This is a genomic window from Streptomyces spectabilis (assembly GCF_008704795.1).
Lineage (GTDB): Bacteria > Actinomycetota > Actinomycetes > Streptomycetales > Streptomycetaceae > Streptomyces > Streptomyces spectabilis.
On record NZ_CP023690.1, the window covers coordinates 3,919,469 to 3,944,012 of the forward strand.

15 protein-coding genes and 1 pseudogene are annotated in these 24,544 nt (G+C 68.7%); 10 read left to right on the top strand and 6 right to left on the bottom strand.

Annotated features, from left to right (window positions below):
• Nucleotides 1–83 precede the first annotated feature (83 nt).
• The gene (locus tag CP982_RS16975) at nt 84–1,499 is read left to right on the top strand and encodes an MFS transporter (protein ID WP_150511318.1); all 1,416 of its coding nucleotides are present in this window, start codon (nt 84–86) and stop codon (nt 1,497–1,499) included.
• Here the strand turns inward: CP982_RS16975 and CP982_RS16980 are convergent.
• The 3 genes and pseudogenes from CP982_RS16980 to CP982_RS16990 all read right to left on the bottom strand — a co-directional run bounded on the left by CP982_RS16980 (nt 1,465) and on the right by CP982_RS16990 (nt 3,735).
• Complete coding sequence (locus CP982_RS16980; RefSeq protein WP_150511319.1) at nt 1,465–3,003, bottom strand: sodium:solute symporter family protein; 1,539 nt, start codon at nt 3,001–3,003, stop codon at nt 1,465–1,467. The genes CP982_RS16975 and CP982_RS16980 overlap by 35 nt on opposite strands.
• Nucleotides 3,000–3,230, bottom strand: a complete 231-nt coding sequence (locus tag CP982_RS16985) for a DUF3311 domain-containing protein (RefSeq protein ID WP_229879159.1) — start codon at nt 3,228–3,230, stop codon at nt 3,000–3,002. Before CP982_RS16985 ends, CP982_RS16980 begins: the two co-directional genes overlap by 4 nt.
• A gap of 11 nt (nt 3,231–3,241) precedes the next feature.
• Nucleotides 3,242–3,735: pseudogene (locus CP982_RS16990) on the bottom strand (sortase domain-containing protein).
• 262 nt (nt 3,736–3,997) lie between these two features.
• On the opposite strand from CP982_RS16990, the gene CP982_RS16995 reads away from it, so the two are divergent.
• The 4 genes from CP982_RS16995 (at nt 3,998) to CP982_RS17010 (ending at nt 7,813) form a co-directional block, all read left to right on the top strand.
• Nucleotides 3,998–5,047 carry an SEC-C domain-containing protein gene (locus CP982_RS16995; protein WP_150511320.1) on the top strand — a complete coding sequence of 350 codons (1,050 nt, stop codon included), beginning with the start codon at nt 3,998–4,000 and terminating at the stop codon, nt 5,045–5,047.
• 90 nt (nt 5,048–5,137) lie between these two features.
• The gene (locus CP982_RS17000; RefSeq protein WP_184925498.1) at nt 5,138–5,545 is read left to right on the top strand and encodes a very short patch repair endonuclease; all 408 of its coding nucleotides are present in this window, start codon (nt 5,138–5,140) and stop codon (nt 5,543–5,545) included.
• The gene (locus tag CP982_RS17005) at nt 5,542–6,513 is read left to right on the top strand and encodes a DNA cytosine methyltransferase (protein WP_150511322.1); all 972 of its coding nucleotides are present in this window, start codon (nt 5,542–5,544) and stop codon (nt 6,511–6,513) included. The genes CP982_RS17000 and CP982_RS17005 overlap by 4 nt, the downstream gene beginning before the upstream one ends.
• A 124-nt stretch (nt 6,514–6,637) precedes the next feature.
• On the top strand, nt 6,638–7,813 hold the full coding sequence (locus CP982_RS17010) for a DNA cytosine methyltransferase (protein WP_242785901.1): 1,176 nt from the start codon (nt 6,638–6,640) through the stop codon (nt 7,811–7,813).
• 22 nt (nt 7,814–7,835) lie between these two features.
• Here CP982_RS17010 and CP982_RS17015 read toward each other — a convergent pair whose 3' ends face one another.
• From CP982_RS17015 to CP982_RS17025, 3 genes are read right to left on the bottom strand one after another with little or no spacing between them, the layout of a single operon-like run.
• The gene (locus tag CP982_RS17015) at nt 7,836–8,708 is read right to left on the bottom strand and encodes a DUF6339 family protein (protein WP_150511324.1); all 873 of its coding nucleotides are present in this window, start codon (nt 8,706–8,708) and stop codon (nt 7,836–7,838) included.
• Nucleotides 8,705–9,697 carry a hypothetical protein gene (locus CP982_RS17020; RefSeq protein WP_184925501.1) on the bottom strand — a complete coding sequence of 331 codons (993 nt, stop codon included), beginning with the start codon at nt 9,695–9,697 and terminating at the stop codon, nt 8,705–8,707. The genes CP982_RS17015 and CP982_RS17020 overlap by 4 nt, the downstream gene beginning before the upstream one ends.
• Complete coding sequence (locus CP982_RS17025; RefSeq protein WP_150515534.1) at nt 9,697–11,772, bottom strand: helix-turn-helix transcriptional regulator; 2,076 nt, start codon at nt 11,770–11,772, stop codon at nt 9,697–9,699. The genes CP982_RS17020 and CP982_RS17025 overlap by 1 nt, the downstream gene beginning before the upstream one ends.
• Nucleotides 11,773–12,260: 488 nt before the next feature.
• Here CP982_RS17025 and CP982_RS17030 point away from each other — a divergent pair, with 488 nt between their 5' ends.
• The 5 genes from CP982_RS17030 to drmB all read left to right on the top strand — a co-directional run bounded on the left by CP982_RS17030 (nt 12,261) and on the right by drmB (nt 24,454).
• Nucleotides 12,261–12,611, top strand: a complete 351-nt coding sequence (locus CP982_RS17030) for a hypothetical protein (protein WP_150511325.1) — start codon at nt 12,261–12,263, stop codon at nt 12,609–12,611.
• A gap of 110 nt (nt 12,612–12,721) precedes the next feature.
• A complete protein-coding gene (locus CP982_RS17035; RefSeq protein ID WP_150511326.1) occupies nt 12,722–17,494 on the top strand; it encodes a DEAD/DEAH box helicase in 4,773 nt (1,590 codons plus the stop codon).
• Nucleotides 17,491–19,401, top strand: coding sequence for a UvrD-helicase domain-containing protein (locus tag CP982_RS17040; protein ID WP_150511327.1), 1,911 nt, complete (start codon nt 17,491–17,493; stop codon nt 19,399–19,401). Before CP982_RS17035 ends, CP982_RS17040 begins: the two co-directional genes overlap by 4 nt.
• Nucleotides 19,398–22,625 carry a helicase-related protein gene (locus CP982_RS17045; protein WP_150511328.1) on the top strand — a complete coding sequence of 1,076 codons (3,228 nt, stop codon included), beginning with the start codon at nt 19,398–19,400 and terminating at the stop codon, nt 22,623–22,625. The genes CP982_RS17040 and CP982_RS17045 overlap by 4 nt, the downstream gene beginning before the upstream one ends.
• The gene (gene drmB / locus CP982_RS17050) at nt 22,622–24,454 is read left to right on the top strand and encodes a DUF1998 domain-containing protein (RefSeq protein ID WP_150511329.1); all 1,833 of its coding nucleotides are present in this window, start codon (nt 22,622–22,624) and stop codon (nt 24,452–24,454) included. The genes CP982_RS17045 and drmB overlap by 4 nt, the downstream gene beginning before the upstream one ends.
• Nucleotides 24,455–24,544 lie beyond the last annotated feature (90 nt).

Sequence of the window (24,544 nt, forward strand, 5' to 3'; positions counted from 1 at the left end):
GCACCGAAGGTTCATTCATTGAACTCGATCGAGTCGTCGTCGCGTGCGCCTCACCACGCGCATCCCGAAGGGGCACCCCACCCATGCCACGAACAGCCACGGCGGCGGTCACCGCCTCCTCCGCCTCCTCCACCGCGCCCGTCCGTGCGGCGTCCCCGGCCCGCACCCTCGCCCTGACCAGCGCCGCGACCTTCATGGTCCTGATGACGTACACGGCCCCGATGGTCACGCTCTCCGAGACGGCCGCCGCGCTCGGCACCTCCCTGTCCGCGCAGGCCTGGCTCCTGAACGGCACCCCGCTCGGGCTCGCGGCCCTGCTCCTCGTCGCGGGCAGCCTCGCCGACGACTACGGCCGGCGCCGGATCTTCCTGTGCGGGACGTACGCGCTCGGCGTCACCACGGCGCTCGGCGGGCTCGCCACCTCGACGTGGATGTTCACGCTCGCCCGCGTGGTCCAGGGCGCGGCCGGCGCCGCCGTGCTCGCGGCCAGCCTCGGACTGATCGCGCAGGCGTACCCGGCCGGGCCCGGGCGGATCCGGGCGACGGGGATCTGGGGCGCGTTCGTCAGCGGCGGCATAGCTCTCTCGCCGGTCGTCTCGGGCGCCCTCGCCACGCTCACGAACTGGCGCCTGCCGTACGCCGTCATGGCCGTGGCCACCCTCACCGTCGGCGTCCTCGGCCCGCGCGCCCTGACCGAGTCCCGGGCGCCGCGCCCCGGCCGCCCCGATCTCGCGGGCGCGCTGACCTTCGGCCTCGCCCTCGTCGCCCTGCTCGCCGCGCTCACCCTGGGCCGCGACGGCTGGCTGCGGCTGCCCGTCGGCGGCCTGTTGCTCACCGCCGCCGCCCTGCTCGCCGCGTTCACATATGTGGAACGACGTACGGCGACGCCGATGCTGGACCTCGGCCTGCTGCGCCGCCCGCTGTTCCTCGCCTCGTCGGCGGGCGGCCTGTTCACCGGGCTCTCGGTGATCGCCCTGTTCAGCTATCTGCCGACGGTGCTCCAGCAGACCCTGGGCCTGTCCGCGATGGGCACAGGATGGCTCTTCATGCTCTGGGCCGGTACCGGCTTCCTGGTCGCCCTCCAGGCCAGGCGGCTCGCGGGTCGGGCCTCCGCGGGGGCGCAGCTCGCCGCCGGGTTCCTGCTGCACGCCGTCGCCGCCGTGACGATGCTGGGCGCGGCCTCCGGCGGCTCCTGGCCGCGCCTGCTGCCAGGGCTGCTGATCTCCGGCGTGGGCAGCGGCCTGCTGAACGCCGCCCTGCCGCTGCTCGCCGTCGAGTCGGTGCCGCCGGAGCGCGCCGCCATGGGCTCCGGCGCGGGCAACACCGCCCGCTACATCGGCTCCGCCGCGGGCGTCGCCCTGATGATCGCGGTGTCCACGGCCTCGGGCTCCTCGCCCGCCGCGCTCGCGCACGGCGCGGACGTGGCGCTCCTGGTGTCGGCGGGCCTCGGCGTCCTGGCCGCGCTCACCGTCCTGACGCTGCGGGAACGGCGCCGCTGACCTCGTTGCCCCCGTCATCGCCCTCGCCGTCGACCGGGTCCCGCGCGAGCACCTCGCCGTCGGGCCGGGGGTCCCGGTCGGCGGGACCGGCGTACGACACCACGAGCGCGACCACGAGGTTCACACCGAGCGCGACGATCCCGGCGTTCACGCCGAACACCGGATCGCGGTCGGTGAAGACGAGACCGCACACCACCGCGACGCCCACGACGAGGCCGCTCAGCGCCCCCGCGAGCGTGAGCCGCCGCCACACCAGGCCCACCAGCAGCATCGGCACGAGCTGCGCCATCCCCTCGTACGAGATGAGCGAGAGCCGTACGAGGGTGTTGGGCGTCGCGTACGTCAGGACCAGGGCGAGCGCGCCCGCGGCCACGACGACGCCCTGCGAGGCGAGCTTCTGCCGCGCGGGCGACCGCCACCGGGGCAGCAGCGACAGCACGCTGCTGCCCCACATCGTCCCGATGACCAGCATGAACACCGCCATCGGCACGATGGACGAGAGCGCCGCCGCGACCCCGATGACCCCGACGGCCCACGCGGGCAGCGAGTCCACCACCAGCTTGAACAGGGCCAGGTTCGACCCCGCCCCGGTAAGCCCCGGCACCACGAAGAGCGCCGCGATGCCGAGCAGCATCGGCACGAAGAGCAGGACGTTGTACGCGGGCAGCCAGATGGCGTTGCGACGCAGGGCGTCGGCGCTGCGCGCGCCGAGGTACCCGGCGACCGTGGTCGGGAAGATCACGACGGTGAGCGCGTTGAGGAACGACGTCGTGGCGAACCAGGCCTCCCCGTACGGGGATCCGCCGTGGCCGGGCAGCGTGAGCCAGTCGCGCTTCTCGCTCACGACCCGGTCCAGGAAGTCCCCGTACCCGTCGAAGTAGTGCAGCGGCACGTACAGGGCGAGGAACGCGAGCGTGCCGATGACCAGCACGTCCTTCAGGACGGACACCCACGCGCTGCCGCGCAGGCCGCTCACCACCACGAACCCGGTGGTGACGGCGAAGCCGATGAAGTAGGCCCAGTTGAGGCTGATGGCGCCGTAGGAGATCGTCGAGACGACGACGCCCATCCCCGTGATCTGGAGCTGGATGTACGGCAGCAGGAACACGGTCGCGAGCACGGCGACGCCCGCGCCGAGCCAGGGCCGGCCGAAGCGGTGCGCCACCATGTCGCTGACGCTGACGAGCCCGTGCCGCCGCGCGTAGTCCCAAAGGAGCGGCCCGACGACGTACCCGACCGCGTATCCGCAGGACATGTAGGCGACGACGTAGAGGACGGGCGCCCCGTAGTTGTACCCCCAGCCCGCGGCCCCCAGATAGCTGAAGCTCGTGTACCCCTCGCCCGCCATCAGGACCCAGATGAACACGGGCCCCAGCGAACGCCCGCCCACCGACCACTCGGTGAGCCCGCCCTGCCCGCCGCGGCCTCTGACGGCGAGCAGGCCGAGCGCGACGGTCGCGACCATGAAGACGCCGAAGACGGAGGTGGCGACGGCGGTGTTCACGAGCGCCGCCCCGTCCGCCGCCCGCGGTCGGTCCGGTAGGTGAGCCACACCGCGACCGGCGTCAGGAGCGTGGCCCCGAGCAGCCACACGAACAGGAAGGGCAGCCCGAGCACCACCGGGTCGACGCGGTTGGCGAAGGGCAGCGCCCCCAGGTACAGCACGAAGGGCGCGAGCAGCCAGAGCAGCTGCGGCCGGCGCGGGGCGCGCGGCTGACGGCGAATGATCACGGGGCGTCAGCCTACCGAGGCGTCGTCGAACGCAGCTTCCCCCACACGACGAGGCGGTACGTGGAGGTGTAGGCCGGGGTGCAGGTGGTGAGCGTGAGGTAGTACCCGGCCGTCCGGTACCCGTACCCCGCCCGCACGTCACTGCGCGGCACCGGCTTCAGCACCCCTCCGTCGCGCGCCGACGTCCGCGGCAGGACCTGGTCGACGACGTACGTGTACGTGGCCTCGCGGGTGGCGAGGACCAGCCGGTCGCCGGGGCGGAGCCGGTCGAGGTGCCGGAGGCTCACCGTGGGTGTTGCGGTGAGCCTCCGGATTTGCCGATGCCTTCGGCGACGGGCTCCTTGCCGGACACGGCCCCCACGCCGGAACTGGAGGCCCGGGCCTGGCGGTTGGTCCACCACAGCTGGTGCACGACGAGCAGGAGCAGGACGAACCCGAGGGTGACGAGGAGTTCGGCGGCGTACCAGAGGCAGCGGGCGAGCGGCGACCGACGCGGGCCTCGCACCGCTCGACGGGTGACGACGCGAACCACCCCGGCCCCCTTCCGACGGCTCGGCAGGCCCTTCGCAGGCCCGCAAGACAGAGGCACGGCGATGAAGAGGCCGGCCCCAGGGACGGGCGCTCCGCGGACGGGTCGCGCACGGGTTTGTGCACGGGTCGCGGAGGGGTCACGGACGGGTTTGCGGACGACCCACCGGAAAACCCCGGGCCACACCGACGACGAGGCCCATACACCCCGCCCCGGGTACGGCAGTACGGTGTCACCCATGCGCCCCGACACGCCTGCCGACCACGTCGACCACATCGCCGAAGCGGAGCGCCTGGTGCGCACCGCGGGCCTCTACCCCGAGGACGCCGAACACCTCCTCCTCCAGGCCGCGGCCCACCTGGAGCTGGCCGACGCCCGAGAGCGCGCGACGACGCTCTACGACCAGCTGCTGTCCCCGTCGGCACCGCACCCGCCGGAGAACCCCACGCTGATCCGCGCGCTCAAGGCCGCGAACCTCTGGGAGTACGGCCACGAGGCGGAGGCACGGGCGATCATCGACGGCGTACGCGGCCAGCGGCCGACGGACCCGGCCCCCTGGGTGATCGTGGCGGAGTCCCTGGAGTCCCACGACGAGCTGGACCAGGCGCAGGACACGTTCTCGCAGGCGCTGACCCTCCTCCTCCCCGCGCCCGACCTCGAACCCCCCTACTCCACCCACCCGTTGCTCTACGGCCGCCACCGCGTACGGCGGCTGCTCGGCGCCCCGCACGACAACTGGGACGAGCGCGCGGACCGCGTCCACCGGGCCCGCGCGGCGGCGTCGGGCCGCACGCCGGTGCCCCTGGACGAGCTCCACGACCCGAAGCGGATCTGGACCCTCGGCTCGGAGAACCCGGAGGAGATCCGCGCCGAGATCACCCGCCTCCAGGCGGAACTCGGCACGTACCGGGAGGCCCTGTCCCGCCCCTTCCCGGTAGCGGTCCTGCACTGGCCCGCCACGGAACTCACCGAACTCCTGACGGCGTATCCCGGCCTCTCCGCCGAATACCCCTCCCACGAGGCCCACTTGGCGACGATAGAGTCCTCCCTCCGCGAACTCTCCGCCTCCGGCACCCCCAACCTCGGCATCGTCACCGGCACAGTCCCCTCCTACGAAGCCTTCGCCGCCTCCGAGAACACACCCCCTTCGGACCCGACCCTCCTCCCCCAGTACGCGACAACACTGGCGGCCAGGGGACGGGCGGAGGAGTGGCCGCCGAGGCCTGCGGAGAATTGCTGGTGCGGGTCGGGCGATTCCTATGGCGACTGCCACGGCGCCGGAAGCTGACAGCGGTTCCCTTCGATCGGGGGCCCGTCCGCACGAGACGAGAACTTGTTGAGTACCGCAAAGCCGTCGTCACCCGGCGTCTCTCTCCGGATGAGTCGCCAGGCGAGCCGAGACACCGCTCCCGAGATGGCCGTGCGACGGCTGTTGCACGCGGACGGGCATCGATACCGACTCAACGTCCGTGTCCCGGGAATGCCCCGACGGACGATCGACATCGCGTTCACCCGCGCCAAAGTGGCGGTCTTCCTCGACGGCTGCTTCTGGCACGGCTGCCCGGAGCACGCGACGCAGCCCAAGGCGAACGCGGAGTGGTGGCGCCACAAGCTCGACCGCAACATCGCCCGCGACACGGAGACGAACGAACGTTTGACCGATGAGGGATGGATCGTTCTACGGTTCTGGGAACATGAAGCACCCGATCGTGTGGCCGAGCGCGTGGCGGCCGCCGTCGCACGACAACGCCGGGTGCGTCGACCGCAGAGCGAGGGAGAGCAGTGAGCGGCTTGAGATTCGTGGATGTCTGCTCCGGCGGCGGAGGGCTGGCCCTCGGGCTGGAACAGGCCGGCTTCCAACCGGTCCTGCTCCTGGACGAGAAGCAGGTCGCCTGTGAAACGCTGCGGACGAACAGGCCCGCGTGGAACGTCCTCCAGACGGATCTCCAGGACTTCAATCCGGTCGACCACCAGCAAACGTACGACGTCGACCTGCTCTCCGCCGGCCTCCCTCGGGTGAAGTCCTCAGCGACCGCGAAGCGCGTCGAGACCGGCGCCGAGCTGCGCCTCCTCGAGGCCACCGTCTACCTGGCCCACGCCGTACAACCCCGAGCTCTCCTGATCGAGAACGTCCCGGGTCTCGTGGACAGTGAGGCGTTCGACGAGGTGCGCTCCTTCATTCAGGGGGAGCTCGAGCACCTCGGCTACGGCTTCAGCTGGTTCATCCTCAACGCACAGGATTTCGGTGTTCCGCAGGACCGCAAGCAGGGCGTGCTCGTCGCCCTGAAGAAGCAGTACTTCGGCAGGTTCCAGCCGCCCACGTCGACGGTGACGCGTTACACGACGGCGGGAGAGGCACTTCACCCCTCGATGTCGGCGCGAGGCTGGACGGGCACCGACGACTGGGCGAAACAAGCGGACCAGGTGGCTCCGACCCTGGTCGGCGGCTCGGACAAGCGAGGAGGCGCCGATCTCGGGCTGACCGGCTCCAAAAGGGCGTGGGCCCGCATGGGAATCAACGGCGGCGCGCTGGCCGACGAGGTACCCGGACCGGACGGCGAACAGGAATCGGACAATTCCGGCTCTTCTCTGAAGAAGCTCACGGTGGACCAAGCAGCCGTCCTCCAGGCCTTTCCCACTGACTGGATCTTCGCCGGAAAGAAGACGGCCCGCTATCGCCAGATCGGGCACGCCTCTCCACCACCTGTCGGCAAGGCCTTGGGGACATCGATCGCCGATGCCCTGCAGGGCTGACCGGCTGCGAAGACTCTCCCATCGGCTCTCCCGTGCGGACCTGAGCACCACCCGCCGCCGGCTACACTTCAATCCCATGACCCCCGCACCTGACCGACCTCTCCGGCCTGCAGATTTCCGTATCGTGGATCTGTTTGCCGGCCCCGGCGGCCTCGACATCGCCGCCACGGTCATGGGAGTGGAGTCCATCGGGGTGGAGTGGGACGACCCGACACGCACCACCCGTGCAGCGGCCCGCCTGCGGACCACGGAGGAGAAGGACGTCGCGAACCTCGGCCCCTGCGATGCGGAGGTCGAGGATGCGAACGTGCTCACGGGGGGGCCCCCGTGCCAGTCCTTCTCGGTCGCGGGAAACCGCGAGGGACACAAAGCGCTGGAGGACGTCAAGCGGCTGGCCACGCGTCTGAGTGGGCACGAGACCGTGGCCTCCTTCGAAGCTGCCTGGAAAGAGGTCAAGGCCGAGACCGACGCCATGTCGGACGAACGCACAGGTCTCGTGCTCCAGCCACTCCGTTGGATCATGGAAGCCAAGCTCAAGCGCGGTAGACCGTACGACGTCATCCTCCTGGAACAGGTGCCGACGGTTCTGCCCGTGTGGAAGCACTACGTCCACATCCTCCGGGACGCCGGCTATGCCGCTGACGCCCACGTCCTCCACTCCGAGGACTTCGGCGTCCCTCAGACCCGCCGTCGCGCCGTACTGATCGCCCGGTACGCGCCGGAGAGCAGCACCAAGACCGTGGAGTTCCCCCGACCGACCCATCAGCGGTACCGTCCGGGGGCCGAGCGTCTTCCCGAGCGGAAGGAGCCCGAGCAGGACCAGCAGGCAGCCCTGTTCGCGCGCCCCGAGGCTGACGATCCCATCGAGCGCTGGACGGCGATGCAGGACGTCCTGCTCGACCGCCCCGCCGACTTCGTCGTGGTCTCCAACTACGGCTCCGGCGGTGACCCCAAGAAGCGCGGCCGGCGTACGTCCGAGGAACCCTCGGCCACTGTCACCGGCAAGATCCGGCGTAACCGCGTCTACCTTCTGAAGGAGACGAAGTCCGGCTCGAAGGAGATGGGGGAGGAGCTCGACCGACTGGATTTCAAGGAAGCGGGCCTTCTTCAGTCCTTCCCCGCCGCATATCCCTGGCGATCGACGGATGTGGCCCAGCAGATCGGCAATGCCATTCCGCCGCGTCTTTCTCTGCACATCCTGAGCTGTGCGCTCGGGTTCGGGCGACCGGACCGTGACCTGCTCGACAGGCTGAGGGAGTGGCGGCCCCCGGCTGACGACGACTCCGCCGGGAGCGACTGAAGGCGCCGTCCGACCAGAGTCGTCAGTCTTCACCGTCCTCGTCCGCCACTCGGCCGCGCACCGGCGCATCGGCGAACAGCTCCGCGAAGTGGTCGGCCAGCAACTCCACCGAGCTGCCGGGGGCCCGCTCCTCGTTCGGTCCCTCCGGGAGCATCCTGCGGGGCACCGGCCCGGCCGACTCGGATGCCTCGATCCACTCCTGTCCCGGAAGTCCGTCACGCTCGACGTCCGGAGCGATGACGTCGTACATCAGGGTGGCCGCGGAGGCGTTGACCGCCTTCCCCAAGGCGTTCACTTCACGGCCCGTCGTCACCGCACCCGTCTCCATCAGCCGCACCATGGCCAGCGCCGTGGGTCGGTGGTCGATGACATCGAGGCGGAGGAGGGTGTTGGGCACGTCCTGAACACCACAGGCCGTGACGACGGGCCGATAGTCAGGGCCGTTCCGGAAGAGCTCCGCCATCCACCAGAGTCGAGCGAAGGCTTGTGTGTCCGCGGGCCCACGGAACCGACCGGCCGCCACCTTCGAGCGTTTACCATGCCGCCAGACGACGTAGTCCGGGGCGATTCCCAGAGCAAGGTGGTTCCACAGTCTTCGGTCGGCGGCTTCCCTGCGGCTCAGCCGCAGTGTGGCGTGCAGCCGAGGAGCGAGCCAGGCGTCCGCCTGGGTCGGCTTCCCGCCCTCGTACTCGTGCATCGCGTCTTCGACGAGCTCCCTCAACGGTCCCGACGCGGTGCGAGCTCCCTCGTGGGGCAAGGGTTCCACGACCTTGTCGAGCGCTATGGCAGGGACGCCCTCCTTCCCGTTGAGCAGCCCGTCCGTGATGTACTGCGCCGCATTGAGATCGGAGAGCAGCGCCAAACGCTCAGGAACATAGGCCGGTTTGTGGATCATGCGTCCGCCCCCTGGTGAAGTCGGTCCAGGCCACGGATCGCGGTGGACAGGGCCTTGGGCATCTGGGCCCTCTGTGTGGCGGCGAAATGGATACGGGGCTGGAGATCGATCCATCCGGATGCTCCGGCGCGTCGTCGATGGACCTCGCCCAAGGCCTCCTCGAGCGGTCGACCGGGCATGACGTCCGGGAGCATCTCGCGGAGCACTTCGCCCCGCCAGTCGTGGGAGAAGAGTGGCGTACCGTCCTCCTCGATCTCCAGGTCACCGATGGCGACGTGAAACACGGCGGTCCACACGTCCGTGCGCATCTGGGCGAGCATCAGGTCACGAACCAGCCCCTCGGCTGCGGATCCGGCGCCGGACAACAGGTCCGTGAGGCCCTCGAAGTCGGTGTTCACATGGACGGCCGCCACGTCACCGGAGGTGTCCACGATCCAGGGCACCCCCTTGAAGGGCTGCAGCCACTGCGGCCCCTTGCTGAAGCTGACTTCGACGACGTCGAGCTCGCGTTGCCGCTTGGGCGCCCTGGCGGACAGGTCGACGATCCAGTCCTTCTGCGAAGTGGCGATGACACGTCCGGCGACACCGTCGGTCCTGGCGACCACGTGGACGTTCAGAGAAGCGCGGTCGAGGTGATCGGCACGCCACACGTCCATGGAGCCGGTCCACTCCCGCCCGCTCTCCGTGCTGGGCTCCAGAGGAACGACTGTTCGCGCATTGGTGGCCCCTTCCGCCAGCACTGCGACGACCGACACATCGGACCAGGGGCCATCGGGGTCCGTGGCCTTGCTCGGAACGGTGGCCGAGAGCTTCAGACGTGCGCTCTCCCAGTCGTCGCGCTCGGTCCCGCCGAGAGCGACCACCTGCTCGACGGCGGAGAACGCCTTGACGTCGAGTGGTTCCCGACTCTCGCCCGGGGCCTTCAGTTCCACAGCGGTCACGCGTAGTGACACGCGGCCGGAGAGACGTGGGTACGGATAGGCCCTCATCACTTGTCCCCCTTGCCCGTTCGCAGCTCGACGACAAGGCTGCTGAGCGTGCTCTTGACCGGGTGGGTCGTCACATCGGTGACGCCGCTGAAGGTCGCTCTCCGCGCTCCGCCGGTGAAGTGCAGTACCCCGTCCACCACTTCACAGTTGTGCACCGCTGCGAGTTCCGACCACGCCAGTACCGGCTTCGGCCCCGACCGCACGGCCAACTTGGCAACCGGAACCAGGGGCCAGGAGTCACCGCCCGCCGGGATCTTCACCTCGGCGGTGATGCACCAGGCGCCGCCATCGCCGATGTGGGCGTGCAACTCGTCCAGCGTCGGCAGACCGGCGACCGTCGCGGGCCGCACCGCACGCTTGCCGCCGACCGCCAGTCGCTTGCGGATCCGTTCGGCGCTCGTGCGTCGCTTCTCCTTGGGCGCCGCCACGAGTTCGCGCACGGCCTTGTGGGTCTCCTGGACCAGGGACCCGATCCGTCGGTACGCGGAGGGCGAGTAACGCGTCCGCAGTTCGTCCGTCTGCCCCCACTTGTCGTGCTCGGGCGGCTCTGACGCGCGCAGGAAGGTCTCGGCCTCGTCGGCGAAGGGCGCCCCGTCACCGGCGGCGTGTCCGGCAAGCAGCACAGCCTGGAAGGGGTCGGTACCGATGGGCAGGTTCGGGACCGGTTTCATCCTGACCGTCATGCGGTTGCCCCTCATCGTCGTCAGGGTGTTCAGCACCCCGTCGTCGTCTTCGGCCTCCGTCACGAGGAGCACTGCCCGGTGCTCCCCTCCGCTCCTCCGCTCCTCCCGGCCGGGCACGCTCAACGGCACGGTGGTCATGACCACTTGGCCCGCCCCCTTCTCCGTCAGGCGTTCCACCGTCGTGCCGTCCAGGAAGGCCTGCAGTGCGCGGGTGCGCGAAGGTTGTGAGGCCCTGGGGTCCACGCGCTCCTCCGCGATGACCTCCGCCCCGTTGCGCAGCGTTCGCACGGATGCCTCCAGGAGTGGCCGACGGCCCGCACCGGAGGTCATGGCGGCCCAGAAGTTCCGCTCGAGAGCCTGGACGAGCCGCCCATGCATGCGGTGCACACTGTCGTCGTCCGCCACCCCGTCACCTTCGGACGACGTGGCATCGATGAGGCTGGCGACGTCGTGGGCACCGACGATCAGGAACGACGTGCCGGGTTCGTCGCCCTCACGCGTGAGGCGCAGCTGTTCGACGATCCCCTCGTCGGCCCACCAGGAGCGGGCGACGTCGGCTCCTTCCACGTGGGGATCCGGCCTGCCGAACCAGGCAGGCCCGGCCCACGCCTTGCCGTCGACCTCACGCCACGGCAGATCGAGACGTCCGATGAGCCGTCCCTCCGTGCGCCCCTCGTGCGGCTCGTGCAGGGTGGAGTTGACCAGCACGAGGCCGAGTCGGCTGGCCGCCCAGAGCGTGGCCTTTCCCAGACCGTACGAACCACCGGCGTGCCTTCCCGACTTGTGACTGTCGAGCTGACGTCGCATGACGGCCGCGAAACGACCATCTTCGTAGTCATCGCCGGTCAGACCATGCGCGTTGTAGTCATCGACCCGCAGAAGGACCAGTCGGTCCCGCGTGTTCATGTCGCGGAGACCAGCGGAGATGGCCTGCCCCACCTTCTGGTCCTGCGACGCCGCAGCCTCGTAGTGCGGGACGAGTTCCTCCCAGCGGATCGCCCGGCGGAATCGAGCCAGGGTCTCCCCTGTCAGCTCGTCCAGCGTGTATCGGACACGCACCGGTCGTCCGCCGTCGACGATGCGTTCGTCGAGGCTGTTCTGGGTGGCTTCGCGGGCCAACGCCGACACATCGGCCTCGAACGCGAAGGCCGCCGGGTTGCCGAACTCCCGACCCCCGTCGAGGGGTGCGGGCCGGTGATACCAAGCAACGGGTCGACCGACGAGGGTGTCCGTAGTGCGATTACGCACCGTGCCGAGATCCGTACCGAGAGCTTCCGCGATCTTCCTGATCGTCTCGTCGCGCGGTCTCGCCCGCCCGGTGATCCAGGCCGAAACCGCAGCACGCGTCACTCCCACGGAGGTCGCCAGCTCCGTCTGCGTCCTCCCGGCCATCCTCAACTGCCGGGCCAGCCAAGGCCCGAAGTCTTCCCCACCGTCCACTGCCGCCACTCCTAGCTGCTGCCAGCATCGGGGCCCCACCCTACCAGCGCTGTTTGACAAACGGTGCCTTGTATAAGGTTAATTGACAGGCCGATCCGCCCTCGGGAGGATCGACGGCAGCACGATCCGCACCAATGGCGAGCCTTGCCCGTTTCGTCCCACTGGGCCGTCGGTCACCCCGAGCGGCCAGCTCCAGGCACACCAGATCGCCCCGCGACCGCCACAGCCCACCGTCGGAACGTGATTGCGTTCCTTTTCCTCAAAGCCCTTGCGACGGCGACAAGGTCAACCCTAGGGTCCTTTGTGCAGAAATATCTGCCGCCTCACGGGCATCCCGCGGAGAGGGATTTCGCCACGCCCTCCTTTCCGTATGCACCTTCGCAGAATGCGCCGCACCGCACCACCCGAAGCACTTCCATTCCGAGAGGATGAGGATTCCCGTGACCCACTCCTTCGAAGACGATCCCGTGCTGAAAATGATGCGCGACTTCGTGACCCGGTACGACTCCCTCGCAGGCGAGGAGAGCAAGGCCGCATTCCTGACCGACCAGCACATCACGTTCGGAGTGGTTCAGACCTATCGGAAGCTGCTCGACATCATGGATCGCAGGGCGGCCGCCCTTCCGGGCACCTCGGCCGCTTCCTCGATCCGTCGCCGCCGTCGCACGCGGCGTGCCCTGACGGCCCCGCCCGGGCGTCCCGGCATCCGTAGCCGTTCGCCCCGCAAACGCCCCGGCGGCCGCCGTGTCACCCTCGTCATCACGCTGGACATCGACCTCGACACGCCGTAGAAACCCCCTGGCCACCGGCCTGCGCGGTCACCCTCGCCGAGCTCGCCGGTCGTGTCCGTAGCGCGGCACGGCCGGCGCCCACCGCCGCCGATCACAGAAACGGATACCTGGTGAGTCATCTCGAGCGGGCGGACGATTCAGGGTCGTCCCCCGTCATCAAGAAGGTTCTCGAACAATCCGCACGAGTGTTGGAGACCTATCGCGTGGATCCCGGCCTGGTCCAGGAACACGCAAACGGCGAACGGCGGATCACACAAGGCGGCTACGGAAATCGGCAGATATTCGAGATAGTCCAGAACGCGGCCGACGAAATCGCCGAAGAACCCGGTGGGACCATCCAGGTGGTTCTCTCGACGGATCATCTCTACTGTGCCAACGAAGGAACTCCGGTCACCCCGGAAGGTGCTGACACCATCCTTCGGATGAGTGTCTCGAAGAAGCGCGGAAGGCAGATCGGACGCTTCGGTGTCGGCGTGAAATCGGTGCTCGCCATCACGGATGCGCCCCAGTTCTTCAGCGAATCAGGAAGGTTCGGCTTCGGCTTCGACCGGGACTGGGCGCTCTCGGAGATCGCCGAGGCGTGTGGAGTCGCGCCCGATGCCGACTTCGAGGCTCCGGTCCTCAGGATGGCCCGGCCACTGAACGTGGACGAGGAGCGGCAGGCCGACGCGATCCTCGACGAACTCCTCGGCTGGGCGACGACAGTAGTACGCCTCCCGCTCATCCGTGGGGCTGCGGAGAGACTCGCGGGCGACCTTCGTCAGACTGGCAAGGATTCCGCACGCGACGAGTTCCCCGCCCGGTTCCAGCTCTTCTCCCACCACGTCGGAACGGTCGTACTCGAGGACCGCAGAGTCCTGCCCCCCGGACGTCGGGTCATCAAGGTCGAGCACACCGGCTTCCGACACACGATCCATGAGACGCGGACCGGGCATCAAGCCGCGCGCACGGACTGGCGGGTCTTCACTCATGCTCATCTCCCCAGCGAGGCGGCGCGCCGCAGCGCCGGGGAGATGCACGACAGGGGAACGATCGACATCGCCTGGGCCGTGCCCGAGTACACCGGTGACAAGCTGTTGAGCGTCCCTCGAGGACGGGGGGAGTTCTGGTCGTTCTTCCCGACCAAGTACCCGATGACGTTGAGTGGGATCCTCAACGGCGCTTGGAAGACCAACGAGGACCGGCAGAACCTGCTCGACGCCAGCCCCTTCAACGAGGAACTGATCCGGGCCGCTGCCGGGTTGGTGGTGGAATCCCTGCCGCACCTGGCGCCGCAGCAGGACCCGGGAGCCTACCTCCCCCTGCTGCCCGGCCGGACGAAGGAGTCGGAGACCCTCAACTGGGCCGACCAGCAACTGACCGAGCGCGTCTGGGACATGGCGGCGACGCGTCCGTCACTCCCCGATCAGGACGGTACTCTGCGCGTCCCTCGGGATCTGCGCCTCCATCCGGACATGGGCAAGCGGGGAAAGCTCAAGCTGCGGTGGCTCGAGATGTGGAACGCCTGTCCGGGCCGCCCCGGTGACTGGCTCCACCCCTCCGTGGAGGCCACCGAACTCCGCTCCGGCAAGGTCGAGCACGTCATCGCCGCGGCCAAGCAGGAGCGCGCCACGGTCCGCGAGTGGCTGGAGGTCCTCGTCGCCGACGGATCGCCCCGAGCGTCCGCCGTGGCCATCCTCATCCTCGCGGAGATGATCAAGGAGGACTCCCCGTTCGCGGACGAGGCGCGTACGGCGCGCATCGTGCTCACCGAGAAGCACGGTCTGGTACCACCGATCGCAGGAAAGGTATTCCGGCAGACCGTCCAGGACGGCCTCGAGGACGACCTCGTCTATGCGCACCCGGAACTGTCGGAGGACACATCGCTCACGTCCGCGTTCCACCTCATCGGCATCCGTGAGGCGGATGCACGGGGGCGGTTCATCGGCGTGCTCGACCAAGGGTTCGATCGATACTCCGCACAGGACTGGACGAGGTTCTGGGAGCTGTTCCGCAGCGCGGGCGGCAGCCACGTCACCGCGGTGGTCCGCGATCGAGTGCCGCATCCGCAGGTGACTCTCCGTGTCCGGACCAAGGACGGACGCTTCCGCAGCATGTACAACTGCCTAGTTCCCGGCACAGTGGTGCCCACCGACGGGTCCCGTGATGCCTCGGTCGCCGTGGACATGGCCTTCCACTCCGACGACTTGGCCGTCTTCCGCGAGTTCGGTCTGTCGGACCGCCCTGTCGGGGGGTTCCGGCCGGAGCACGAAGCCTGGTTCGACGAATACCGGGCGGCGGTCTTCGACAACTACTGTCGCACGCTCGACAGCAAGGCGACTCGGCCGCACATCTCTCGGATCAAGTTGGAAGGCGCCGCCGTCGGAGGCCCCTTGCACCTGCTCCCGCTGCTCTCGGACGAAGGCAGAGCAGCTTTCGTCAAGGCGCTCCCGGACGACTCGGTGATAGATGTCTGGACCAGGCAGTTCGGCGCACAGGCCAACACCAGGGCAGCAGTGGCCTCCCCGCTGCGCTGGATGGTGCGTCGCCATGGTCGCGTGCCGACGTCCAAAGGCATCACAGCGGTGGTCGACGCAGTCGGGCCTCAGCTGGACGCCTACAGCGACGTCCTGCCGGTCGCCGACATCAGCCCCGAGAAGGCGCGCAAGCTCCACCTCCCCGTGCTGATGGACGACGTACCCGAAGCACACTGGACACATCTGCTGGAGGAGCTGCTCCGGAGTGAGGACGACAGCTTCGTCGGTCGGACCTATGTGATGTTGACCCGTCTCCAAGTGGCCTTCCCCGAGGGCTCCCTCACCCGCTGTCGCATCGGATCGGAGTGGGGCTCGAGGGAGGACGGGGAGATCGCCGTGGCAGCTTCGGCCGAGGAGTACCGGGCCCTTCGGTCCGAGCGTCTGCCCGCCCTGCTCGCGGGCACTCCGGAGGACGCCGAGTTGCTGGTGACACAGTGGGGAATGCTGCGTCACGCCGACGTCATCAGCAAGGAAACCCGGCATGTGGCGTCCGGCGGCGCGGTCCCCCTGCGGGACGAATTCCCCACACTCCGGCAACGGCTGGGCAACCGGGTCAACAACTACGAGCTGCAGTTCTGCTCGGAACTGGAAGAGGTGGTCCGAACTCCGAACGGTGTCCGAGCCAGGCCGTTGAAAAGCGCGTTGCAGGGCACAACTGTGCTCGTTCTCGCTCCTGCGGACAGACTGGCCACCCTGTGCGCCGCCGACCACGCGCTCCAGTGGAAGCTGGGAGAAACCGCATGCCGCGCGGTCCTCGAAGCACAGAACCGCCAGGAACAGGATCAGCAGCTCCAGGCGACATTCCGCGCCGTCCGTGAGGCGGAGTCCATCCGGGCGAAGCTGGAGCTGCTGATCGGTGCCGAAGCCCTCCAGGCGGGCCTTCCGCCCGGCTTGCTGGCCAGCGAGAAAGCAGAACTCGACGGTGGGGAGCCCTCGGCGCGACGGATCGCCCAGATGGCGTTCAACGCGCACGGCGACGGGGTGCTCCAAGCCCATGTCAAGGATCTGACCGCCGAGTACCCCAATCACGCCCCCTCTTCGTTCACCGGGGCGACTCCCGCAGTGAAGTTCGTCTCCGATCTGGGCTTCCCGGACTCCTTCGCAGGGGTACGCGCTCCTGTCCCGGCTCCCCGCATCGATGTCGACGGCCCGACGGAGTTCCCCCGCCTCCACGACTACCAGGAGCGCCTTGCCACGAACGTCTTCAGCATGCTGGACCGGCTCTCGCCGCAGCGCGGCATGCTGTCCCTGCCCACAGGTGCGGGCAAGACACGGGTGGCTGCGGAGGCGGTGATCCGCTGGATCAAACAGAACGAGCAACTGGCCGGTCCGATTCTGTGGATCGCCCAGACCGAGGAACTGTGCGAACAAGCCGTACAGAGCTGGCAGTTCGTATGGTCCAAGGTCGGCGCCGACTCGCCGTTGGCCATCAGCCGCCTGTGGGCGACGAACGAGGCGGGGCCGGTCGACCACCGCCCTCACCTCGTCGTGGCCACGGACGTCAAGCTGCGCGTGTGCCTGGGCTCCCGCGCGTACGCCTGGCTCCGCGGAGCGTCACTCGTCATCGTGGACGAGGCTCATACGGCGATCTCGCCCCAGTACACGGAGATCCTCGAACTCCTCGGCCTGACGCACTCCCGCACCGACCGCCACCTCCTCGGTCTGACGGCGACGCCCTTCCGCAACACCAACGTCGAGGAGACCCAACGTCTGATCCGACGATTCGGCAGTCGTCGCCTGGACGAAGGCATCTTCGCCTCGGACGACCCCTATGCCGAGCTGCAGGAACTCGGCATGCTCGCCCGGGTCGCGCACAAGGAACTGACCGGCGGCACCATCGAGCTGACACACGACGAGCGGGTACGTGCCGATCAGCTCAGCATCCTGTCCAAGGGCGCGGAGCAACGTCTCGCCGACGACCACGATCGCAATCGGCGCATCATCGACGAGATCCGGGCCATGCCGCGGGACTGGCCCGTCCTCGTCTTCGCCACGTCCGTCGGGCATGCCAAGTTCCTCGCAGCGAAGCTCAACGACCAGGGGATCACCGCGGCCGCCGTGGATTCGGCGACCTCTCCGATCGAACGCCGCCGCCGCATCGACGCCTTCCGGCGTGGCCGCATCCGCGTCCTCACCAACTACGGCGTGCTCACTCAGGGTTTCGACGCTCCCGCCACACGCGCCGTGGTGGTGGCCCGTCCGACCTACAGCCCCAACGTCTACCAGCAGATGATCGGTCGCGGCCTGCGCGGGCCGCGCAACGGCGGCAAGGACACCTGCCTGATCCTGAACGTACGGGACAACATCACCAACTACGGCAAGGCCCTGGCCTTCACCCGATTCGAGCACCTCTGGGGTTCGAAATGATCGACACACATTCAGGCACCCCCACACTCACGGTCGAGCAGCGAGCTGTGGTCGCCCAACCCTGGGACGCCCGGCTCCTGGTGACGGCAGGCGCGGGCACAGGCAAGACCCATACCGTCGTACGGCGGCTCGATGCTCTGGTGAGCCACGAGGAGGAGGCTCTACGGTCCGGTGAGATCCTGGTACTCAGCTTCTCCCGCGCCGCCGTGCGGGAGCTGCGCGAGCGGATCGCCAGTCACGGTCGGCACGCCCGCCGGGTCCGTGTCCAGACGTTCGACTCCTGGGCACACGCGCTACTGAACAGCGCCTGGCCGGAACACGACTGGAGCCGTTGCTCCTTCGACGAGCGCATTCACGAGGCGGAGAAGGCGATCATCGGCGGGGCGGTGGAGGCGGGAGAGCTCGGTGCCCCGGCGCATGTCGTCATCGACGAGGCACAGGACCTGGTCGGGGCCCGTCGAAACATGGTGGAGACGCTGCTGGACCGGTTCCAGGACAGCTGCGGGTTCACAGTGTTGGGGGACGGCGCGCAGTCCGTGTACGGATTCCAGGTCTCCGATCCCGGGGCGCGAGCCGCCGAGAACAACTACTTCTTCGACTGGCTGCGCGCCTCGTACGCCGACGACCTGGTCGAGCTGCATCTGACGACCAACTTCCGGGCCAGGACCGAGGAAGCGCGCACCGCGCTTCCTCTGGGACCCGCGCTCCGGCGCTCCTGCTCCGACACCGGTGAAGCGGCGAAGGTCGGCGACTCCTCTTACCGAGCGCTGCGCGAGAGCCTGTTGGCCTGTCCCGACTTCGGCGAGCTCTCGGAGGCCTTCGCCATCGACTCGCTCCGCCACTACCCCGGTACGTGCGCCGTCCTCTGTCGGGACAACCGGCAAGCACTGATCCTGTCGGAGACTCTGTTCGAGCACCGCGTGCCTCACAAGCTCCAGCGATCCCTTCAGGACCGCCCGGTGCCCTCCTGGGTGGCAGGCCTGCTGCGGCGGACGGGATCCACGACCCTGGGCGAGGAGCGCTTCCGGCACCTCCTTGCCGAGGTCGGTGATGCGTGCGACATCGATGCGGCGCGCGCCTGGCGCTCCCTGCGCGGTGCAGCACGCACTTCGCGCGGCCTGCTGGACCTGTCCGCGGTGCGGCGACTCGTCGCCGAGGGTCGCTTCCCCGACGACCTGGTGGCCGGCGAACCCGTGTCTCTGGTCGTCTCCACGATCCATCGCGCCAAGGGGCTCGAGTTCGACCGGGTGATCATCGTCGAGCCCCCGGTCGTCACCGAGTTGAGCAGACAGCACAGTCACATCGATTCGGCAGGCGAGGCGCGGGCGCTGTACGTCGCGATGACCCGCCCCCGGGAGGACCTCTATCGGATCGCCGCTCCGAACACCCGGCACATCCGCCGTGATCGCGCCATCAGTCGTTGGTACGTGGGCGGCCCGAAGGCATCCATGCGCCGAGGTATCGAAAGCACCGGCCGTGACGTCTGCCGGGAACATCCTCCGGGTACGGACGGCTTCCACCGTGACCCGGCGGCTGTCCAGGAGCAGCTCGCCACCACTGCTCGCAGTGGTGATCCACTCGTCCTGCGGCGCCTCCATGGCCTTCAGCCGGACGCCGACCAGAGCCCTCCCTATGTGATCCATCACCGGCGGACCCCCGTCGGCATGACCTCCGAGACCTTCCGACGGGACCTGAGTGCGTCCCTCAGGATCAGCCGGAAGTGGGAGGTCTCCTGGCCCTCCGAGATCATCGGGTTCCGGATCGACACCGTGGAGGCGGTGGCAGGCAGCAGGGCTTCAGGATCTCGAGCAGGGCTGGGCGAGCACGGGGTGTGGCTGGTACCGCGCATGTCCGGCCTGGGGCACTACAAGTGGGGCGAACAGACCCAGGAAGGTCATGAGGCATGACGAGCGACACGAGAAACCACTCGGCGCACTACGCGGTCCGCGCAAGTCTGCTGGCCCGCCTGCGGACGGACCTGCTGGGCCCCCGGGCCGACGACGAGGTCCTCGTCCAGGATCCTCCGATCACGAGCTACCCGATCGGCGTGCTGTTCCCGCGGCCCGCGTCCGGGACGGCCGAGGAAGAACTCGCTGCCGATGTCGCGGAGAACGACGGACTGGACGAGACCGCCGTGCTCGGGCGGGGTGACATCGAGGAATCCACCCCGGACCTCGGCACCTCCTCGGCCAACGACCGACGCCCCTCCTCCATGGGACTCACCTTCGCGGTGGACCCCGAGGTCTCCTCCACGATCGTCGTCACAGCCGAGGCCGCCGTGTACGACCCGGTCGACGCCTCCGGACGCCCGGTCACCGCCAGACGCGCCGAGGCACGCAGCACCGCCGACCAGGTCGAGCGCTGGCGGCGACGGCCGCTGGACCTCCCAGCGGTCACGGTGGATGTCCGCAGCCCCGGCACGCAGCACCCGGGCCCCCTCGCAGACGGTGTGAGCATCCGCGCCCTGGTCCGGGAGACGTCGCACGACGGCACCGTCACCGTCACCGTCACTCTGATCAACGAGAACCGGGTCGGCGAACGTGAACTGCAGGACGCCTTCAGCCTGTTCCAGTGCCGTCTCACCGTGAGCAGCCCCTCGGGTGAGCGGGCGCTGGTCGAACGGCATCCCACCTCGGGGGCCGTCGATGAGGAGCAGGCCTTGAGCAGGCTGCTCCACCGACACGCTCCGACCTTTGCCACCGGCCACGGCTGCGCTGCCGACTGGGAGTGGGAACCGCCCGCTGTCGGTTCCCCGGCCGTGGGACGCGCTGCGGTCGACCGGGTCAGGACCGAGTTCGTGCCCACGCACGAAGTGCTGCTGACCGACTCCAACCCGGAGATCGATGCCTCGGCCCTCGCCATGCACGGGATGGCTCATCGCCCCGACTCCGAGATCCTGTCGGCGCTCGAACGCCTCCTGGCCGGGTACGAGGAATGGATCGACCGGAAGGAGGTCGAGGCGGACGGGCTGGCCGGTACGCCTTTCGGTCCTCCCGCCCAGGAGCAGATCGAGCTGTGTCGTTCGGCCCTCGGCCGTATGCGCCGTGGGATCGGTCTCCTGGCCGATCACGACCGGCCCGAGATCATGCACGCCTTCAGGCTCACCAATGAGGCCATGGCCCAGCAGCGAGCCCGTAGCTCCTGGGTGAGGAGCGGCCGGGAGGGTCTGCCCGACCCGGCCGCGGGACGATGGCGACCGTTCCAGATCTCCTTCATGCTTCTCTGCCTCGAAGGGGTCGTCGACCCGGAACACGAGGACCGGAAGGTCGCCGACCTTCTCTGGTTCCCGACCGGTGGCGGCAAGACAGAAGCGTACCTCGGCCTGATCGCCTTCACCACCTTCCTCCGTCGACTGCGCCTGGGGACCCGCGGGGCCGGGGTGACCGTGCTGATGCGCTACACGCTACGGCTGCTCACCCTGCAGCAGTTCGAGCGCGCTGCCCTGCTCATCTGCGCCATGGAACGGATGCGGCTCTCCGACGAGAAGCTGCTCGGCAGCGAGCCGATCTCCATCGGCATGTGGGTCGGCCAGTCAGCCACCCCGAACACCTTGAGTGCCGCAGCGAACAGTCTCCTCGAGCTCCGTAAGGGGAAGTCCCTCCAGGAGAAGAACCCCGTCCAACTCCACGCGTGCCCCTGGTGCGGCTCCCGTCTCGATGCCTACCAGTACGAGGTGGACGAGGAGGCACGCAGGCTGCGCGTGCGGTGCCCGGACTCCTCCTGCGATTTTCGTGACGGACTACCGGTCCACCTGGTCGACGACGCCGTCTACGAGGCCCGCCCCACCCTGGTCATCGCCACGGTGGACAAGTTCGCCTCCATGCCGTGGCGTGAGAAGACCGCGGCGCTCTTCAACCGGGATCGCGCGGACGACACGCCTCCCCCCGAATTGATCGTCCAGGACGAGCTCCATCTCATCTCAGGACCGCTCGGGACCCTCACCGGCCTCTACGAAACCGCGGTGGACCTGCTCGCCGACCGTCCGAAGGTGATCGCGTCGACCGCGACCATCCGCAGGGCGGGCGACCAGGGCAAAGCACTGTTCGCCCGCAGTGTCTCCCAGTTCCCTCCGGCCGGACTGGACTCGCGCGACTCCTGGTTCGCCGTGGAGGCGCCCCGAGAACGCCAGGCCAGTCGCCAGTACGTCGGACTGCTCACCCCGAGCATGAGTCAATCGACCCTGCTCATCCGCACGTACGCCACGCTGCTGCACCAAGCCGTGCAGGCCGAGACCTCCCCCGAGGTGCGTGACGCCTACTGGACGCTGGTCGGCTACTTCAACAGTCTGCGGCTGCTGGCCGCCGCGGACCTTCAGGTCAAGGACGACGTCGAGGCGTATCTGGAGCACTTGGCCGAACGCGACGGCACCGAACGACGGCGCGTCGTCGAGGTGACTGAGCTGACCAGCCGGGCCACCTCCAGCGAGGTCCCCGCGCGACTGAAGCAGATCGAACTGCGGCTCCCGCACCCCGAGACGGTCGATGTCCTGCTCGCCACGAACATGATCTCCGTCGGTGTCGACGTGGATCGACTCGGGCTGATGGCCGTCATGGGTCAGCCTCAGACCACGGCCGAGTACATCCAGGCCACGAGCCGTGTCGGTCGCAGCCATCCGGGCCTCGTCACCGTCATGTTGAACTCGATGCGGTCCAGGGACCGCTCGCACTACGAGAACTTTCTGCACTATCACTCCGCGCTCTATCGCGAGGTGGAGTCGACATCGGTGACTCCGTTCTCCGCCCGCTCCCGCGACCGCGGACTGCACGCGGTGGTGGTCGCGCTCGCCCGGATCCTCATCCCTGCGGCTCGCCCCAACGAGGGCGCGGGACGTATCGATGAGTTCCGTGACGAACTCAGGCAACTGGTCAGGCCGGCCCTGCTCGAACGTGTGGGCGCCGTCGACAGCGACGCGTACGAGGCGACGGCCCGTGACTTCGACGCGTTCGTCGACCGGTGGGCGGACGAGGCCGACGCCCATGGCGGCCTCCACTACGAGCCTGTACGCGGCAGGAGGACCCCCTCCCTGCTCCGCAGCTTCGACGACGAGTCGAACGACGGGGCCTGGCCGACCCTGTGGAGTCTGCGCGATGTGGACGCGGAGACCGCTCTGTTCATGGAGGCATCACGATGACCCCGCAGCCCGCTCGCCGACGCCGAGGCGCCGGTGCTCCCGAGCGCAGCTTTCCCCGACGAGGATCCGTCCGGCGCTCACAGATGATCACGACGTACGGAGTCGGTTCACTGATCGCGGTCGAGAACGAGTCGTTCATCGTCGCCGGCACGGACTCGTGGAACATCAGCGATGCCTCAGTGATCCGCGAGGACCGGCTCGCACGGCTCCTCGGCGTGCGTCACTTCCTCCTGCCTCCCGCTTCGAGCGACACCAGCAGGGACGGCGTACATGTACGCCGCTTCCCACTGTGGCACTCGTGCCCGAACTGCAACACCTTGCAGCACGTGCGGGATTTCAACTCCCCGCCGGGCAGGAACGAATGCGGTGACTGCCAGGAGGACCTGGTTCCCTCCCGCTTCGTCATGGCGTGTGCCCAGGGGCACATCGACGATTTCCCCTACTGGAAGTGGGCCCACCGCGACAATCGAACCGAGGACGCGTCGGGCCACTGCAAGGGCGAAATGCGCATGCGCACGAGTGGCCGAACCGCCTCCTTGCGATCCGTCCTCATCTCATGCACCTGTGGCATTCCGGAGGTCTCGATGGAAGGGGCCTTCCGACGCTCGGCATTGGTCAACCTCAAGGTACGGTGCGAGGGCAAGCGGCCCTGGCTCAAGCTCGCGTCCCCGGAGTTCTGCTCCGAGCCACCCCGCACCCTCCAGCGCGGTTCATCCGCGGCCTGGCATCCGATCATCAGGTCGGCGCTCTCGATCCCGCCGGAGGAGAACGATCTGGCCGACCGTCTCGCACCGCACTGGGCCGATCTCCGCAGCCTCGACCGCTCCGAGATCCCCATTTTCCTGAAGGTCCTCACGATGCGGGGCGGTGGTGAATTCTCCACCGAAGGGGTGCTCGCCCTCCTCGACGCAGATCAGTCGGAGAGTCCAGGGCAGAAGGCGGAAGTGGGGGGAGGCGCGTATCTCGCGCTGCGCAAGCAGGAGTACGCACACTTGCGCAACGGAACTGTCGAGCGCGACGGAGGGCGGGACCAAGAGTTCGTCTGCGAGCCGTCGACCACCGATTCGACCAGACTGACGCGGATCGGCCTGGCACGTCCCATGCTCGTCAGACGGCTGCGCGAGGTCCGGGCTCTGAAGGCCTTCTCCCGTGTGGAGGCCCCTGACGTCAACACGGAAGTCCACGAGGCCGGGTTGTCACTTGCCGACCTCGATTGGCTACCCGCCATGGAGGTCGAGGGCGAGGGGGTGTTCCTCCGCCTCGACGAGGAACGGATCGATTCGTGGTCCCGGAGCGTGGCGGTCTCCGCCCGGGTGGAACGCATGCGGACGCACCATCGGCGTCAACTCCGGGAGCGGGCCTCGGACGCGAGAAATGCACCCGACTCTCCCGCTACTCCCCGAATGGTGCTGCTCCACACCCTGGCGCACGTACTCATCAACGAATGGAGCCTGGACGGCGGCTACCCCGCCGCGGCACTCCGGGAGCGTCTCTACTCGGACGACACCATGGCGGGAGTCCTCATCTACACAGCGACCAGCGACTCGGCCGGAAGCCTCGGTGGTGTGGTGGCGCAGGGCGAGCCCGAACGTCTGGCCCTCACGTTGCGGTCCGCCCTGGACCGTGCGCAATGGTGTTCCGCCGACCCTCTCTGCATCGAGTCGGAGGCGAGCGGAGCGGGCAGTGTCAATCTCGCGGCGTGCCACTCCTGTGTCCTGTTGCCCGAGACGAGCTGCGAGCACAACAACGGCTTGCTCGATCGTGCCCTACTCGTGGGAACCCCGGAGGATCCGTCCACAGGATTCTTCCGCGGCACCCCGGATCGCTGACCGACGGAACTCCCTGCGTTTCCCTCGGTGCCAGGTGTGCCCCTGGGCCCGTTCCGGGCCACGCCCGGGATTCACCGCCCGTTACCCTCA

Excerpts from the sequence above, each read along its gene's own strand:
- CP982_RS16975 (WP_150511318.1), top strand. The coding sequence starts at position 84 with ATGCCACGAACAGCCACGGCGGCGGTCACCGCCTCCTCCGCCTCCTCC.
- CP982_RS16995 (WP_150511320.1), top strand. The coding sequence starts at position 3,998 with ATGCGCCCCGACACGCCTGCCGACCACGTCGACCACATCGCCGAAGCG.
- CP982_RS17000 (WP_184925498.1), top strand. The coding sequence starts at position 5,138 with ATGAGTCGCCAGGCGAGCCGAGACACCGCTCCCGAGATGGCCGTGCGA.
- CP982_RS17015 (WP_150511324.1), bottom strand. The coding sequence starts at position 8,708 with ATGATCCACAAACCGGCCTATGTTCCTGAGCGTTTGGCGCTGCTCTCC.
- CP982_RS17020 (WP_184925501.1), bottom strand. The coding sequence starts at position 9,697 with ATGAGGGCCTATCCGTACCCACGTCTCTCCGGCCGCGTGTCACTACGC.
- CP982_RS17025 (WP_150515534.1), bottom strand. The coding sequence starts at position 11,772 with ATGGCCGGGAGGACGCAGACGGAGCTGGCGACCTCCGTGGGAGTGACG.
- CP982_RS17040 (WP_150511327.1), top strand. The coding sequence starts at position 17,491 with ATGATCGACACACATTCAGGCACCCCCACACTCACGGTCGAGCAGCGA.
- CP982_RS17045 (WP_150511328.1), top strand. The coding sequence starts at position 19,398 with ATGACGAGCGACACGAGAAACCACTCGGCGCACTACGCGGTCCGCGCA.
- drmB (WP_150511329.1), top strand. The coding sequence starts at position 22,622 with ATGACCCCGCAGCCCGCTCGCCGACGCCGAGGCGCCGGTGCTCCCGAG.